Source organism: Vicinamibacterales bacterium (genome assembly GCA_041659285.1).
GTDB lineage: Bacteria > Acidobacteriota > Vicinamibacteria > Vicinamibacterales > UBA2999 > 12-FULL-67-14b.
This window is the reverse complement of the sequence record JBAZYO010000021.1, coordinates 49,612-65,372: the sequence shown is the minus strand read 5'-3', so window position 1 is coordinate 65,372 and position 15,761 is coordinate 49,612. Positions and strand designations below refer to the sequence as shown.

Genomic DNA, 15,761 nt, shown 5'->3' with positions numbered 1-15,761 from the left:
ACGTCGATCGACAGCCGTCCCGCACCCAAGCCGGCGGCCGGAGGTGCCCGATGATTCGCCGCAGGTCCAGTCACGTGGCCGCCCTCATGTTCGCCGCCGCCGCGATGGCCGCGGCGCCCGCCTCGGGCCAGGTGTTGCCGAAGCCCGAAGTGGGGCCGGAGAAACCGTTCGCGCCGCCCCCTCGCGTTGAGCGCACGCTCGCTAACGGATTGCAGGTCATCGCCGTCCGCTACGCCACCGTCCCGAAGGTGACGGCGATGCTCACCGTGCGGGCGGGCCTGGCCTTCGATCCCGCCGGCAAGGCCGGCCTCGCGCAGTTTGTCGCTGATACCGCGCAGGAAGGCACCACCACGCGGTCGAGCGAGCAGCTCAAGCGCGAGATCTTCGCCATGGGCGCGGCGCTTTCGGGCGCCGCCGGACAGGATTCCACGACCTTCCAGATGCGCGGCTTGTCGGAATCAATGCCGCGGATGTTGTCGCTGCTCGCCGACGTCGCGCGCAATCCGGTATTCCCACAATCCGAGGTGGACCTGCTCAAGGCCAACACCGCGCAGCAACTGCAGGCGCAAATGGCCTCGCCGCAATTCGTCGCCAACAAGGTGTTCCGCCAGTCCCTGTTCGGCGATCATCCGTACGCGCGCACCGGACCGACGCCGGAGAGCCTGCCGGCCATCGACCGCGCGGCCATCGCCGCGTATCACACGGCCTACTACCGCCCGAACAACGCGTTCCTGGTGGTGATCGGTGATACCGCGCCCGAGGCGGTGTTCGCCGCGGCCGAGCAGGCGTTTGGCGCCTGGCCGCGCGCCGCCGTGCCCGAGCCGAAGGCGCCGGTCATGCCGGTCACCAAGGGCCGCCGGCTGATCTTCGTGCAGCGTCCCAACAGCGTGCAGTCGTCGATCTCCGTCGGCAACTTCGCGACGCGGCGCGATGATGCGCGGTGGTACACGCTGCAGTTGACCAACCAGATCTACGGCGCCGCGTTCGACTCGCGGCTCGTGCGCAATATCCGCGAAGAGAAGGGCTACACCTATTCGCCGCAGTCCCAGTTTCAGGCGATGGCCGAAGGCGGTTTCTACCGCGCCGCGGCCGACGTGCGTAACGATGTGACTGGCGCGACGCTGAAGGAGATTTACGGCGAGATCGACAAGCTCCGCGCCGGGGGGCCAGAGGCGGAGGAACTGGCCGATGCCAAGCAGTACTCGCGCGGCCTGTTCCTGATCCAGAACGCCACCCAGGCTGGCTTTGCCGCCACCATCAACACGGTGAACGCCTTTGGCCTGCCCAAGGACTATCCCGAGACGTTCCAGCGGCAGATCTCGCAGCCTTCAGCCGAGGCGGTGAAGACCGGCGCCGAGATGCTGTTGGGATCTGAAGACTCGGTGGTGGTGATCGTCGGCGACTACGCGAAAGTGAAGGACCAGCTGGGCGCCTTCGCGAACATCACCTTCGTGGACCTTGGCGGGAAGCCAATCCCGGAGCCGAAGTAGCGGCCGCCAGCTTGTCGAGCGCGGCGACAATCGACCCGACCGTCGCGCGGAAGTGCGAGCCGTGCCAGACCACCTGGCCGTCGTGAATCACCATCACCTGCGGCGACTCATGCCGGATGCCGAATCGCTCCGTCAGCGCCGCTGACACGGCGCGACTGGCCTGCACCGGCACCACGAAGAAGTCCGCCGCCATCACCTCACCAGCCAGCCACTCCGAGATCGACTCGAACGCCTGCGCGCTGATGCCGCAGGTCGGGCTGTGCTTGAAGATGACGATTGGGCGAAGCGACGACCGGGCCAGGGCGCTGTCGAGCTCCTCGGTGGTGGACAAGACGTTCAGCGGGGTGGGCATGAAGACGAATCCAGTGTACTCCGCGCCCTCGGGTTGAACGCGCGCGCCGGCCGAGCAAAAGAGCGGCCTCCTCCCCGGGAGCCGCCATGCGCGCTTTTCGCGGTTCCTTCGGGTGGCGGTCAGACGCTCGGCGTGTCCGGCCGCTAGTTAGAGTTTCGTGACGAACGCAGCGAAGGCTGTAAGATCGTGTCCATGACGGCAGAGGCAAAACCCAAGGGCGGACTGGAAGATGTCGTCGCGACGTCGTCCCGGATCTGTTTTCTCGACGGCGATCGCGGCGTGCTCGCGTATTGCGGTCACGACATTCACGACCTGGCCCGGCACGCGACGTTCGAGGAGACCTGCTACCTGCTGTGGCACGGCCGCCTGCCGAACCGGGCGGAGCTTGGCGACCTGCAGTCCCAGCTCGCCGCCGCCCGCCAGCTGCCCGAATCCATCATTCGGCTGATGAACATGCTGCCGCCGTCGGACGGGATGGACGCGCTGCGCACGCTGACCTCGGCGCTGGGCCACTACGATCCGGAGGCGCACGACAACTCGGCGGCCGCGTCGTATCGCAAGGCGGTGCGCCTGACCGCGCAGGTCGCCAGCCTGGTGGCCACCTGGGGACGCATGCAGCAGGGCGGCGGGCCGATTGCGCCGGACCCGGCCATGGGGCACGCCGCGAATTTCCTCTACATGCTCTTTGGCACGCGGCCGAACGCCACCGCGATTCGCGCGATGGACATCGCGCTCACGCTGCATGCCGATCACGAACTGAACGCGTCCACCTTCGCCGCCCGCGTCGCGGCGGCGACGCTCACCGACATCCACTCGGCGATCGTCGCCGGCATCGGCACGCTCAAAGGTCCGCTCCACGGCGGCGCCAACGCCGAAGTGATGAAGATGCTGATCGAGATCGGCCCCGACGCGCCGGGCGATCGCATCGACGCGTTCGTGAAGGGCAAGTTCGCGCGCAAGGAGAAGATCTCCGGTTTCGGCCATCGCGTCTATCACACCGAGGATCCGCGGGCGACGCACTTGCGGCAGATGTCGAAGGAGCTCGGGCACAAGGCCGGCAACACCCGGTGGTTCGAGATGAGCGAGCGCATCGAGGCGCTGGTGAAGGCGGAAAAGAAGCTCTATCCGAACGTGGACTTCTATTCGGCGTCCACTTATTACACGATGGGCATCGCCATCGATCTCTACACGCCGATTTTCGCGGTCAGCCGCATCAGCGGCTGGACGGCGCACGTGCTCGAGCAGTACGCGAACAACCGGCTGATTCGCCCGCGCGCCGACTACACCGGTCCCAACTACCCGCAGACCTGGATTCCGCTCGAGCAGCGCTGAGCGGGAATCCCGCGTGTTTTCCCGGGTTCCACCGGGTGCCCGGCCCAATCCGGCGCCCGTGGAACCTGTAGAACCCGGCCGCTGCCGGTGCTACGCTTCCCCCTCACTGCCCCGGAGGGCCACATGTTCAAGAAGTTCAGCCGCGCCCGCAGCGGCGGCACCGCGCTGCGCTAACCGCAACACCAGGAGACGACGAATGACAACGAAGCATGTTGCGGCGAGTGTGGTGGTCCTGCTGGCGATGTGGTCCGCCGGCCCGGCCGGCGCGCAGCCGGCGCCCACGTTCAGCAAGGACGTGGCCCCGATCTTCTTTGCCAACTGCACGAGCTGTCACCGCCCCGGCGACATCGCACCCATGTCGCTGCTGACCTACAAGGACGCCAGGCCGTGGGCGCGATCGATCGCCGCCAAGGTTGCCGACGGCACCATGCCGCCGTGGCACGCGGACCCCGCGTACGGCAAGTTTGCCAACGAGCGCCGCCTCACCGATGCGCAGAAGGCGATCATCGCGAGGTGGGCGAGTGCCGGGGCGCCGGAAGGCAACCCCGCCGATCTGCCGGCCGCGCCGGTGTACACCGACGGATGGACGATCGGTCAGCCCGACGTCGTGCTGTCGATGCAGGAAGACTACCCGTTGCCGGCGACCGGCACCGTGCCGTACCAATACCTCGAGATCCCGGCCAACTTCCCCGAAGACCGCTGGATCCAGGCGTGGGAGATCAAGCCCGGCAATCGCAAGGCCGTGCATCACATCATCATGTCGACGCGGGCCCCGCAGCCCGCACCGGGCGCCGCGCCGCCAACGCCGCCGGCCCCGCCCGCGGCCAACGCGGTGCGGCCGCCGCCGCTCTTCAGCTTTGCCTGCTGCACCGAGATTCCGGCCGGCCAGACCGGTGGCGCGCCGCTGCCGCCCGAACAGCGCGTCGCGCCCGGGCCGAACGATCGTCCGCGCCTGCGCGGCACCGGAGGCTCGATCGGCGGTTACGTGCCCGGCAATTCGGTTCGCCGCTTCCCGGATGGCATGGCCATGCGCCTGCCGGCCGGCCACTCGATCGTGCTGCAGATGCACTACACGCCGACAGGCGAGGCGACCACCGATCGGACGACGATTGCCCTCAAGTTCGCGCCGGCGCCACCGCGCACCGCGCTCCTGACCGCGCAGATAATCAACGGCAGCCTGCACATTCCGCCACGCGCTGCTGACCACCTGGTCGAGGCGGAAATGACGATCAATCGCGAGATCGTGCTGTACAGCCTGATTCCGCACACGCACGTGCGCGGCAAGAAGTGGCTCTACGAGGCCGTGTATCCCGATGGCCGCCGCGAGGTCATCCTGTCGGTGCCGAAGTACGACTTCAACTGGCAGCATGAGTACGTGTTCCGCGAGCCGCTCAAGCTGCCGGCCGGCACCAAGATCCAGGCCAAGGCGTGGTACGACAACTCGCCCGCGAACAAGGCGAACCCCGATCCCAGCAAGGACGTCTACTGGGGCGATCAGACCTCGGAAGAGATGATGTACACGAGCATGACCTTCAGCCTCGTGCCGGTCTCGCCGCCCACGTCCGGCCGGCGGTGAGCTAGCGGAGACCTTCGAAATACGTGAACATCGCACCCCACGCATCGGCGTTCTTGGCGAGCCCGCCATGAGCGCCGGTGGGGTCTTCGTAGAGCCGCTCCACGGTGCCGCCGTAAGACAGGACGAAGGTCCGCGCGTTCCTCATCTCGTCGCACATCGGAGACCCGTGCTCCATGTCGAGGGCGCCGCAGTACATCCAGAATTTCGCGCCGCTGTAGGCGGTCGTTTCCCCGCGGGCGACGAACCCCGCCATCGTCGCGACCATCGGTTGGCCGGCCGGCCACGCGCCGGAGTTGTTGCCGATGGCCTTGAAGAGCCTCCGGTCCTTGAGGTCAAGGTAGGCGACCGGGAATGACTGGGCCGAACCACGCGAGAAGCCGACCAGGAACATCGACGGCGAGCCGAAGTCGCAAGACGCGGTGAGCGCATCGATGGTGGACTTCAGGTTCGCGTAGATCACCGTGTCGCCATCGTGACTGCCGGTCGCATCGTCCACGTACTTCAGGCCGACGTAGGCCCAGCCCCGCGAACTGGCGATGTCTTTCCAGTCAACCGACCACTCGGTTTCGGGCGCCCCGCCGGTGCCGTGCAGGCCCACCAGCACCCGGCGTGGAGACGATGACGACCAGCCGGACGGGAACCAGGCCGCGAAGTAGCGGTTGCTCACGGCGCGGACGCCGCCGCCGGCGGCGTAAAGCGCCTCGCGTTGTGAGGCCACGGAGCCCGTCGCCGGCGTCACGCCGCTGGCCCGCTGGGTGCCCGCCCAGGCCGAACATGAGGTCGGCGGGGCCACCGTGACAACTGCGGCCGTGGTGGTGATGGTGGCGGTCGCCGTGGGCGAGGTCGGGGTGCCGTTGCCGCACCCTGCCGCCGTCACCAGGACGGCGGCGGCAGCGGAAAGGATCAGGCGATGGCGGTTCATGCCTGGTTTGACCGTGGGAATCCGCCGGAGGTTACAGCGGCGCCCTACTGCGGCCAGCCCGTGGCCGGCAGGCCCTTGAAGACCTTCAGCGCGTTCTTGTAGTACACCTTCTTCAGCACGTCATCCGGCAGCGCCATGCCGTACAGCTTCCAGAAGGCGTGGTAGTCGCGGTAGTAGTCGAAGTACTCGTCGGCCGTCTCGAAGACGCGCCAGTAGTACGGGTACTCGTCCGGCTGGAACGAGTCCTTGCCGAACATGATGCGGTCCTGGTATTTCGTGAAGAACTCGCGCGCGGCCCTGGGCTGGCGGCCGAGGTCGTAGAGAATCGCGCCGGCTTCGATCGTCACGTTCGGAAAATCGTCCAGCATCTTCGCGGCGCGGGCCAGGTCGTTGGCGTGCCAGCCGAAGTGCGCCGCGACAAAGCGTGTCTTTGGATGCTTGCGGTAGACGTTGTTGCGTTCGGTGATCAACTGCTCGAACGTCACCTGGCCCGGCTGGTTGTTGCGCCGATCCGCGAACAGCGACAGTTCCAGCCAGCGTTCGTTCTTGAAGTCCTGCGGCTGGAAGAACTCCTGCGGTTCGGCGGTGTGGATGAACGCCGGCACGTCGAGCCGCGCGAAGGCTTCCCACAGCGGGTCCAGTTCCGGGTCGTCAACCTTGAGGCGCGAGCCATCCGGCTTGGTGGTGCGGAGGCCGAACTGCTTGCCGACTTCGCCCACGCCGATGGCGCCGGCCTTGAGGTCCGCTTCCAGCTGCCTGGCGGCGCGCTCGCCCCACCCCGGTCCGACATTCCGGAAGTCCACACCAGCCAGCACGCGGAAGCGCTCCTTGTGCGGGCTGGCGTTGATGGCCTCGAGCGTGCGCGCCAGGCGTTCGCCGGAGACGTTCTCGGCCACCAGCATCACGCGCAGGTTCAGCGAATCCATCACCGAGACGATACGGTTGATCTGATCGGGAGTGGTGAGCGCGCCCGGATGACCGTGCACGTCAACGGCCGGGAACTTCGCCTTGGGCACCTTGTGCTCGGCGGTGACCAGCGTGGACCGCGGCCGGTAGTCGAGGATGCTCGGCGGCGGCTCCGACGGGGCCTGGCAGCTGCCCGGCCTGACTTCGGTGGTGCCCGGCGGGCATTCCTGCCCCGGCGTCACGCGGGTGCCGCCCCGCATGCCCTGCGCGGCGAGCGCGGCGGTGACTACAACTGGCGCGAGAACGGCGAGGATCAAACGGGATTTGTTCATAGATGACTGCTGCCTGAACGGGTTGCTTCACCATCTCACAATTGGTGGCGCCGATCCAGTTGGCTACGTCATGGCGCCTACATGACGACGCCGGCGTAGCGGAACTGCTCGATCTCGTCCCCGCTGTATCCCATCTCGGCCAACACCGCGTCGGTATGCTCGCCCAGCATCGGCCCGCGCCCGCGCGGATTGAGCGGCGTGGCCGACATCTTGATGGGCGTGCCCAGCGTGCGCAAGCGCCCGAGCGTCGGATGATCGACGTCCACGGTCATCTCCCGCGCCAGCGCCTGCGGCGTCGTCAGCGCGTCCTCGTAGTCGAGGATCGCACCGCACGGGATGCCGGCGGCGTCCAGCCGCTCGAGCCACTCCGCGCGGGGCGCGGTCGCGGTGATTGCGTCAATCAGGGCCGCCAGCTCGGTCCGGTGCTGCACGCGCACGTGGTCGGTGGAGAACCGCGAGTCGGTGATCCACTCGGCATGCCCGAGCAGCTCGGCCAGCTTGGCGAAATTGCGGTTATTGGCGGCGCCCACGGTGATGTGCCCGTCGGCACAGCGGAACGCCTGGTAGGGCGCGGTCATCCGGTGCGCCGACCCGAGGGGCCCGGGCACCTGTCCGCTGGTGAAGTAGTCGGTGACCTCCCACACGGACAAGGCGAGCCCGGCATCCACGAGGGAGGTATCGATGTGCTGGCCGCGCCCGGATTGCGCCCGGTGGTGCAGCGCGCCGAGGATGCCGATCAGCGCAAACAGCCCCGCGCCGAGGTCGGTGATCGGCACGCCGGCCTTGACCGGCGGACCGTCGGGCGCGCCGGTGACGGACATGATGCCAGACAGGCCTTGCGCGATCAGGTCGAAGCCGCCCTTTGACGCCCACGGCCCGGTCTGGCCGTGCCCGGAGATCGAGGCGTAGATCAGCCGCGGGTTCTCCGCCGACAGGGCCGCATAGTCCAGGCCGAGCCGCCCCATCACCCCGGGCCGGTAGTTCTCCACGAGGATGTCGGCGCCGCGGGCCATGCGCGTGAACACTTCGCGGCCCTTCTCTTTCGTGAGATCGAGCACAATGCCCAGCTTGCCGCGGTTCACGGCGTTGAACGCGGCGCTGTCGTTACCCCTGGCGCCGGCCATGGCCCGCGTCGAGTCGCCGGCGGGCGGCTCCACTTTGATCACGCGCGCGCCCATGTCCGCCAGTAACATCGCGCAATACGGGCCGGCCATGACCTGCGTCGTATCGAGAACCACTATGCCTTCGAGCAACCTAGCCTGGGACATCAACGGATCCGTCGGAGTGGTGACATTCAATCGTCCTAAGGCGCGCAACGCGCTGACGTGGGACATGTACGACGCGCTCGTCACCGCGTGCGACACCGCCGAGGCGGCCGCCGACGTGCGCGTCCTCATCATACGCGGAGCCGGGGGCGCCTTCGCCGCCGGGACCGACATCTCGCAGTTCCGCGAGTTCGCCAACGGTGACGCCGGCGTCGCCTACGAACGCCGGCTCGACGCGGTGATCGATCGCATCGAGCGCGTCCGCATCCCGACCATCGCCGAAGTGGACGGCGCCGCCGTCGGCGGCGGCTGCGCGATCGCGATGGCCTGCGACCTTCGCATCTGCTCCGAGCGGGCCAGTTTCGGCGTGCCGGTGGCCCGCACGCTGGGCAACTGCCTGTCGATCGCGAATACGGCGCGGATGGTGGACCTGCTGGGCGTGGCGTTGACGAAAGAGCTGTTGCTGACCGGCCGCCTGGTTGACGCGACCGAGGCCTACCAGCGCGGCCTGGCCACCATGGTCTTGCCGGTGGAGCAACTGGAAGGGGAAACCATCAAGATCGCCGCCGAGCTCTCGACGCGAGCGCCGAGCACGATCATGGCGACCAAGGCCATGCTGTTGCGGTTGCGCGAGCATCGCCGGCCGGCGGCGGCGGCGGCCGACGACATCCTGCGGGCGTGCTATGGCAGCGCCGACTTCCAGGAGGGCGTCGCGGCGTTCCTCGAAGGCCGCAAGCCACGTTTCGGGGTCTGACCCCGAGCAAGGCGTGCCGAGGGGTCAGACCCCTAGAACAGCACCCAGCAGATCAGCGCGCCCACCACCATCATCGACAACCCCCACGCCAGGAGCTGGTTGAACAGCTTTTTCGAATCGCCTTCAGGCGGCAGGGCGGCGATGCACAGCGCGCCGATCGTTGACAGCGGCGACAGGTCCACCAGGTGGCCGCCCACGTTCATGGCCGAGGCGATGGCGAGCGGATCCGCGCCGAGCTGCGTGGCCAGCGCGGGCACCGTGGGGAGGAACGCCGGCAGCACGACCCCCGAGGTGCTGCTATAGGCCGAGACCACGCCCGTCACGAACGCAATCGTCAGCGTGACGGTGCCCGGTGTCGAGATCTTCGCGAGCAGGTCGGCAAACAGCGACATGCCCTGGGTCTTTTCCAGCACGCCGATCAGGACGGTGACGCCGCACACCATGATCACGACGCCCCACGGCATTTTCTTCAGGGCCTCCTTCTCGTGACCGGGCCGGAGCAGGGAGAGGATGGCCGCGCCGGTCAGCGCCGCCATGCCGACCTGCATCTTGAACACCACGACGACGATGACGAGCGTGGTCAGGATGGCCAGCGTGATCCAGTGGATGGCCTCGAACGGTTCGGCCTCGACCAGTTCGGTGTCTCCGCGCGCACCGGCCTGGTCGCTCTGTGAGACCAGGCGTTCGACCGGCCGCTTGGTGAAGAGCTTCCACCCCCCGAACAGGAAATACGCGGCAAAGGTGACCACCACGTGGGCCAGCAGGTTGTTGGCGTAGGTCTGGAGCTCATGCCCCGGCAGGCCGATGCGGTCCATGATGCCGTTGACGATCACGCCGGTCGGGGCAAAGGGCGAGAGGGCGCCGGCCTGCGCGCCGTTGCCGACCATCAACGCCATCAGGAAGGGCGGCACCATCGCGCGCCCGCCCACCGCCATCGCCATCGGCGCCAGGATCGCCGTCGTCCCGATGTTGCCCGGTCCGATGCTGGAGAGGCCCAGGGCGATCAGGAAGAACATCACTGGAATCACCCCGGCGTTGCCGCGGCACAACTGCACCGCGCGGGTCGCGATTCGCCCGAGCGTACCGTTGATATTGGCGATGCCGAACAGCAGCGTCACGCCGACCAGCGTGAGGAACAGCTGGATGGGGAAGGCGCCGATCACCGAATTGAGCGGCATGCCGCCGAGATACACGCCGACGATCCACGCGAAGGCGAGCGAGACCACGCCGACGTTGACGCTGGTCACGATACTGAGCGTGACGGCAATCACCAGCGCCACCAGCGAAATCCACGCAAGGTTCATCGGGTCTCCTCCAAACCAATGTAGCGTCCGGCTTTAGCCGGACCGCGCCAGCAGCGAGCTGAGCAGGACGGCCGGGTGCACGGCGCGCACCCCCGTGAAGTGGGCGACCTGGTGCCGGCACGAGGTGCCGCCGGCGACCAGGGTGGATTGATCGTCGAGAGCGCGGGCGGCGGGCAGCAGCTTGCGCTCGCCGATCGCCTGCGACACGTCGTAATGATCCCTGGAATAGCCGAATGACCCCGCCATGCCGCAGCACCCGGCCTCGAGGTCGGTGACCTGCGCGCCGGGGATGCGGGCGAGCAGCGCCTTGGCCGGCGCCGCCAGGCCCATCGACCGCTGATGACAGTGCGGATGCAATTGGATCCGGGCCGGTCCGCTCTTGAGCGGCAACCGCGCGCGACCGGCCGCCAGCTCCCGTTCGAGATATTCCTCGAACAGCACCGACGCCCGCGCAATCACCTGCGCGCGGCGCTGCAACTCGCCGCGCAGCAGGCCGGGCGCGTCTTCTCGCACCGCCGACAGGCAGCTGGGCTCGACGAACACGATTGCGGTGCCGCGCGCGGCGAGGTCGTAGAGCGCGTGAACGTTGGCCGCGGCTTGCCGCCGTGCTTCGCGCAGCAGCCCCTGCGAAATCAGCGGCCGCCCGCAGCAGACGTTGGGCGCCAGCGTGGCGCCGAGGCCGGAGGCGTCGAGTACCTCGACCGCCGCGACGCCGATGTCCGGATCCTCGAACTCGGTGAAGGTATCGGCGAACAGGGCCGCCTTCGGTTCGCTGACCGGCGAGTGATGGCGAGCCAGCCGCTTTCGCAACGTGCGGCGCGTCCACCGCGGCAGTTGGCGGCGGCGATCGAGGCCCAACGCCGCCTCCGCCATCCACCTCGCCGGCGCGCTGCCGCTGATCGCGTTCGACAGCGGCGCCAGCCGGCTGCCCCACTCCGCGGCCGACCGCGCGTTGCCGAACACCAGCGCGCCTGCGGACAGGCCGTGACGCTCCCAGTAATCAGCCAGGAACTCGCTCTTGAACCTGGCGACATCGACGCCCACCGGACACTCGGACTTACAGGCGCGGCATTCCAGGCACAGGTCGAGCACCTCGTGCACGCCCTGGTCCGTGAGCGCCGCCTCGCCTAGGCGGCCGGTCATCGCCAGCCGCAACACGTTGGCGCGCCCGCGGGTTGAATGCGCTTCGTCGCGCGTCACCATGTACGACGGGCACATCGTCCCGTCGCGGGTCTTGCGGCACAGGCCGACGCCGCTGCACATTTCCACCGCGCGGCCGAACCCGCCGTGCTCCGAGTAATCGAAGAACGTGGCCGGGCTGGGCGTCTCGTATCCGGCGCCGAACCGCAGGTGCGAGGTAATCGGCGGCGTGTCAACGATGCGGCCGGGATTGAAGAGGCTGTTGGGATCGAACGTGCGCTTGACGTCGCGGAAGGCCTGGTAGAGCTCCGCGCCGAACATCCGCTCGTTGAAGGCGCCGCGCACGAGGCCGTCACCGTGCTCGCCCGACAGCGCGCCGCCAAACTCGAGGACCAGGTCGGCAACCTCGCTGGCAATTGCCTCGAAAGTGGCGACTCCCCGCGCGGTCTTGAGGTTGACGACCGGCCGGACGTGCAGGCAGCCGACCGAGGCGTGGGCGTAGACGCCGGCCACGGTGTCGTGCCGCCGGACGATGCCGACGAAGCGATCGATGTAGTCGCGAAGCTTCTCCGGTGCGACGGCGGTGTCTTCGACAAAGGAAATCGCCTTGCCGTCCGACTTCATCGCCGTGGACAGCCCGAGCGCGGCTTCGCGGAAGCTCCAGATCCGCTGCTGCGCGGCGGGGTCGACGATCTGCCGGCAGCGGCAGGAAATGCCCGCGCCCCTGAGGTCGCGTTCGACTGCATTCATCCGTTCCGTCAGCTGGTCCATGTGGTGTCCGGCTTTAGCCGGACCTTCTGGATCGCCGTAAAACTCGACGCACAGGAGCGCCGACCCGTCGCGGTCGATCATCGAGCGCCGCTGCGCCTCGAGCACCGCGTGACCCTGGGCGTGGCTCAGGATGAAGTCGTCCATCACCTCGACCGCGGACGGCTGGTGCGCGAGGATCAGCGGCGTGGCGCCCAGGGCCTCGAGCAACTCGTCGAACTCGACGGTGAGCACGGCCTTGCTCGCGGGCAGGGCTACCAGCCCGATCTTGGCCTCGACGATGAAGCCCAGTGTGCCCTCCGAGCCGACGAGGATGCGGGTGAGATCGACGGGACGATCCGGACCGACGAAGGCGTCGAGGTTGTAGCCGCCGACGCGGCGCAGGACCTTGGGGAACCGCCGCTCGATCTCGGCAGCGTGGCGGCGGCCGAGCTCCGGCACGGTCCGATAGGCGCGGGCCTCGATGCTGTCGCCTTGCCGCGCCTCATCCAGTTGCGCGGCGGTCAGGGGCCGCAGGTGGACGAGCCGTCCATCCGACAGCACGACCCGCTGCTCGCGGACGTGATCGATGGTCTTGCCGTAGACGACCGACCGGGCGCCGCTCGAGTTGTTGGCCATCATGCCGCCGATGGTGGCGCGGCTGGCCGACGACACATCGGGGGCGAAGCGCAGGTTGAACCGCCGCAGTTCGGCGTTCAGGTCGTCGAGCACCACGCCGGGTTCGACGCGCGCCCACCGCTCGTCGGCGTTGATCTCGAGGATGCGGTTGAGGTGCTTGGAGGTGTCGAGCACCAGGCCGGCGCCGATCGCCTGGCCGGCCTGCGAGGTGCCGCCGCCGCGAGGGGTGATCGACACGCCGTGCCGGGCCGCGATGTTCACCGCCTGCACCACGGCTTCAGCGGAGCGGGGGATGACGACGCCAAGCGGCTCGATCTGGTAGACGCTGGCGTCGGTCGAGTAGAGCGCGCGCGAGACCCGATCGAACCGCACCTCGCCATCGATGACGGCTTCGAGTTCGCGTTGGAGGGCTGCCATCGGTGTCTAATCTGTGCCTAATCTGTGGCTGTCTTTTGGTCTGTGGCCTACTGGCTCTTGCCGCGCGCCGCGATCGACCACACGCCCTCGAGGCGGTCGCCGCGCAGGGCGTAGAGGTGGTCGTACAGGTTCACCGTCGGATCGCAGTGCGGGGGAATGAACTCAATGCGGTCGCCGAGCTTGAGCGCGCGGGACGCGCCGGCCAGGTTCAACCGACCGTGTTCGTCGCCCGCCCACCCATAGGTGATTCCCGGCAGGTCCACCGCTGCCGGCGTGAACGGTCGATCGGTGGAGAACGCCTTGTAGCCGCCGTCAACGATGGCAAAACCGGGCGGCGTCGAGACCACGGTGGTGACCACGGTCAGCGCGTTCTTGAAGTCGCGGTACTCGGCACCGTCGGGTCCGCCGATGCGCCCGTAGTCGATGTCCATGAACACGAAGCTGCCCGGCTGCAGCTCGGTCACGCCCGGGTTTTCGGAGTCGAACCGGTAGGTGCCCGTGGATCCACCCGTGACCATTGGACACGGGATGCCGTCACGTTCGATCAGCATCCGCGTCTCGGCGGCCCTGGCCATCGAGCCGTCCGTGCGCGCCCGCCGCGCCTCGAACGGCGTGGTGTGCGCGGCGTCGCCGTCGTAGGACTGCAAGCCGGCGAGGTTCAGGCCGGGTAGCGAGGCGATCACCCTGGCAAGCGCCAGCGCGGGCTCCCCGGGCAGGACGCCGGTGCGGCCGAAGTACAGATCGATCGCGACCTCGACCTTCACGCCGGCCGCTTTCGCCGCCGCGTTCAGCTCGTGGACATTGTCCGCATCGTCAACACAGAAAATGGTGTCGGGCGCCCGCGCCGCCAGCGCGACGGCGCGGGCGATCTTGGCGCGGCCAATCACCGCCGTCGTGATCAGCAGGCCGGGGATGCCGTGGTCGGCGAACACCTCCGCCTCGCTGAGCCGCGCCGCGCAGCAGCCCACGGCGCCGGCATTGATCAGTGCGCGGGCCACCTGCGGGCACTTGTGGGTCTTGCCGTGCGGGCGAAAAGCCTTGCCTCGCTTCCGGAGGTGCGCGGCCATGGTCGCGATGTTCGATTCAAACGCATCGAGATCGAGCAGGAGGGCAGGAGTGGGGATGTCGCCGCGGAATTGCATCGATTGCGAATGCTAGCACTACTTCCTCTTCCTCGACCGGATTGCCTCGATGACGAAGCTCGTCGACGGCGCGGCTCCCGACATCACCACCTTCACGCCCCGCCCGGCCCTGGTCAGTTCGCGCGCAGTTCGCGGTTGTGGGTTGCCGGAATGCCTGTCCACATCACCGCTGCGAGCAGGAACGCCGCGCCGGTAATGGCAAACGCCACGCCGAATCCCCGCGTGCCCGCCATCGACCCGACGACGAACGGAGCAGCGGCACTGGCGATGCGGCCGACGTTGTAGCAGACGCCCGCCGCCGTCGCGCGCACGGCTGTCGGGTAGAGTTCGGCGATGACGGCGCCGAAGCCACTGTAGTAGCCGGTGCCGAAGAAGGCGACGAAGGGGCCGAGCACCAGCAACAGCGCCGGCATGCGAATCACACCGTACAGCGGCAGCAGCAAGCTGGCCATCAGGACATAGATCACGTAGGCGCGCTTGCGGCCAATCGCGTCCGCCACGTAGCCGAAGCTGATGTAGCCGAACCACATGCCCACCTGCATCGCGATTACGAACCACGACATGGCGGACGACGACAAGCCGATGCCGCCGCGATCGACCGGCAGATTCAGGTAGGCCGGCACCCAGAGGTTCAGCCCCCACCAGCCAAACAGGGTGCAGGCGTTCATCAGGATGATGAACACCGTGACCCGCGCCATGCCGGGCGCGAACAGCACGCTGACGCGGCCGCGGGCTTCGGGCGCGGTCTGGTGCCACATCGCGGGCTCTTCCACCTTGCGGCGGATCCAGAGCGTGAACACCGCGGGCAGCACGCCGACGAAGAACACGCCGCGCCAGCCCCAGAACGGCATCACGACGAGGTTGACCGCCGCCGCCAGGGCGTAGCCAATGGCCCATGAACTCTGCACGAAGGCGAGGGCCTTGCCGCGGTGTCGCGCCGGAAAGGTCTCGGAGACCAGGGCCACGCCGGTGGCCCACTCGCCGCCCATGCCGAAGCCGAGCAGGATTCGAAACACCGCCAGTTGCGGCACGGTCTGCGCAAAGCCGCACGCCGCGGTGAAAATCGAATAGATGAGTACCGCCGCCATCAGCGCGCGCTTGCGGCCAATGCGATCGGCAATCACGCCAAACGCCACGCCCCCAACCGCTGCTGCCAACAGCGTGAGGGCTCCCAATTGGCCGGCCACCGCCGTGGTGAGCTGCAGCGCGGGGTCCTGCAGGAGCGACGCGAGCACCAGCGAGTAGAGCATCACGTCGAACGAGTCGAGCATCCAGCCGAGCGACGCGGCAACGAACGCGCGGCGGGCGCGGGTGTCGGCCTCGTGCCACCAGGCCAAGGGACCGTCCGCAGAGGCGGCGGCCAGGGGCGAGATCACAGGCTCATCGTGGGGGGGCATTGGTCTGTGCCGCGAAGTGTACACGCGATGACGCGGCGGCGGCTGC

12 protein-coding genes are annotated in these 15,761 nt (G+C 68.1%); 4 read left to right on the top strand and 8 right to left on the bottom strand.

Annotated elements, in window-relative coordinates; all coding sequences use genetic code 11:
* Positions 1-1,490, top strand: a 1,490-nt coding sequence (locus WC815_22800; protein MFA5911617.1) for a pitrilysin family protein, incomplete at its 5' end; no start/stop codon positions are given.
* Here the strand turns inward: WC815_22800 and ytxJ are convergent.
* Positions 1,444-1,842 carry a bacillithiol system redox-active protein YtxJ gene (gene ytxJ / locus WC815_22795; protein ID MFA5911616.1) on the bottom strand — a complete coding sequence of 133 codons (399 nt, stop codon included), beginning with the start codon at positions 1,840-1,842 and terminating at the stop codon, positions 1,444-1,446. The two genes, WC815_22800 and ytxJ, sit on opposite strands and share 47 nt — an antisense overlap.
* Before the next feature lie 192 nt (positions 1,843-2,034).
* On the opposite strand from ytxJ, the gene WC815_22790 reads away from it, so the two are divergent.
* Both WC815_22790 and WC815_22785 read left to right on the top strand, forming a co-directional pair.
* On the top strand, positions 2,035-3,174 hold the full coding sequence (locus WC815_22790) for a citrate synthase (GenBank protein ID MFA5911615.1): 1,140 nt from the start codon (positions 2,035-2,037) through the stop codon (positions 3,172-3,174).
* A 196-nt stretch (positions 3,175-3,370) separates the two neighbouring features.
* The gene (locus WC815_22785) at positions 3,371-4,750 is read left to right on the top strand and encodes a hypothetical protein (GenBank protein MFA5911614.1); all 1,380 of its coding nucleotides are present in this window, start codon (positions 3,371-3,373) and stop codon (positions 4,748-4,750) included.
* A 1-nt stretch (position 4,751) separates the two neighbouring features.
* Here the strand turns inward: WC815_22785 and WC815_22780 are convergent, their stop codons facing one another.
* The 3 genes from WC815_22780 to WC815_22770 all read right to left on the bottom strand — a co-directional run bounded on the left by WC815_22780 (position 4,752) and on the right by WC815_22770 (position 8,178).
* The gene (locus tag WC815_22780) at positions 4,752-5,672 is read right to left on the bottom strand and encodes a hypothetical protein (GenBank protein MFA5911613.1); all 921 of its coding nucleotides are present in this window, start codon (positions 5,670-5,672) and stop codon (positions 4,752-4,754) included.
* A 44-nt stretch (positions 5,673-5,716) separates the two neighbouring features.
* Positions 5,717-6,910, bottom strand: coding sequence for an amidohydrolase family protein (locus WC815_22775; protein MFA5911612.1), 1,194 nt, complete (start codon positions 6,908-6,910; stop codon positions 5,717-5,719).
* A 77-nt stretch (positions 6,911-6,987) separates the two neighbouring features.
* A complete protein-coding gene (locus WC815_22770; GenBank protein MFA5911611.1) occupies positions 6,988-8,178 on the bottom strand; it encodes a CoA transferase in 1,191 nt (396 codons plus the stop codon).
* Between the two features lie 19 nt (positions 8,179-8,197).
* Between WC815_22770 and WC815_22765 the strand changes: the two genes are divergently transcribed.
* A complete protein-coding gene (locus WC815_22765; protein ID MFA5911610.1) occupies positions 8,198-8,929 on the top strand; it encodes an enoyl-CoA hydratase in 732 nt (243 codons plus the stop codon).
* A 32-nt stretch (positions 8,930-8,961) separates the two neighbouring features.
* Here the strand turns inward: WC815_22765 and WC815_22760 are convergent, their stop codons facing one another.
* The 4 genes from WC815_22760 to WC815_22745 form a co-directional block, all read right to left on the bottom strand.
* On the bottom strand, positions 8,962-10,233 hold the full coding sequence (locus WC815_22760; protein ID MFA5911609.1) for an SLC13 family permease: 1,272 nt from the start codon (positions 10,231-10,233) through the stop codon (positions 8,962-8,964).
* 33 nt (positions 10,234-10,266) lie between these two features.
* Positions 10,267-13,176 carry an FAD-linked oxidase C-terminal domain-containing protein gene (locus WC815_22755; protein ID MFA5911608.1) on the bottom strand — a complete coding sequence of 970 codons (2,910 nt, stop codon included), beginning with the start codon at positions 13,174-13,176 and terminating at the stop codon, positions 10,267-10,269.
* 47 nt (positions 13,177-13,223) lie between these two features.
* Positions 13,224-14,318, bottom strand: a complete 1,095-nt coding sequence (locus tag WC815_22750) for a DSD1 family PLP-dependent enzyme (GenBank protein MFA5911607.1) — start codon at positions 14,316-14,318, stop codon at positions 13,224-13,226.
* 113 nt (positions 14,319-14,431) lie between these two features.
* The gene (locus WC815_22745) at positions 14,432-15,694 is read right to left on the bottom strand and encodes an MFS transporter (GenBank protein MFA5911606.1); all 1,263 of its coding nucleotides are present in this window, start codon (positions 15,692-15,694) and stop codon (positions 14,432-14,434) included.
* Positions 15,695-15,761 lie beyond the last annotated feature (67 nt).

Coding starts and splice junctions, on each gene's coding strand:
- ytxJ (MFA5911616.1), bottom strand. CDS start 1,842: ATGCCCACCCCGCTGAACGTCTTGTCCACCACCGAGGAGCTCGACAGC.
- WC815_22790 (MFA5911615.1), top strand. CDS start 2,035: ATGACGGCAGAGGCAAAACCCAAGGGCGGACTGGAAGATGTCGTCGCG.
- WC815_22785 (MFA5911614.1), top strand. CDS start 3,371: ATGACAACGAAGCATGTTGCGGCGAGTGTGGTGGTCCTGCTGGCGATG.
- WC815_22780 (MFA5911613.1), bottom strand. CDS start 5,672: ATGAACCGCCATCGCCTGATCCTTTCCGCTGCCGCCGCCGTCCTGGTG.
- WC815_22775 (MFA5911612.1), bottom strand. CDS start 6,910: ATGAACAAATCCCGTTTGATCCTCGCCGTTCTCGCGCCAGTTGTAGTC.
- WC815_22770 (MFA5911611.1), bottom strand. CDS start 8,178: ATGTCCCAGGCTAGGTTGCTCGAAGGCATAGTGGTTCTCGATACGACG.
- WC815_22760 (MFA5911609.1), bottom strand. CDS start 10,233: ATGAACCTTGCGTGGATTTCGCTGGTGGCGCTGGTGATTGCCGTCACG.
- WC815_22755 (MFA5911608.1), bottom strand. CDS start 13,176: ATGGCAGCCCTCCAACGCGAACTCGAAGCCGTCATCGATGGCGAGGTG.
- WC815_22750 (MFA5911607.1), bottom strand. CDS start 14,318: ATGCAATTCCGCGGCGACATCCCCACTCCTGCCCTCCTGCTCGATCTC.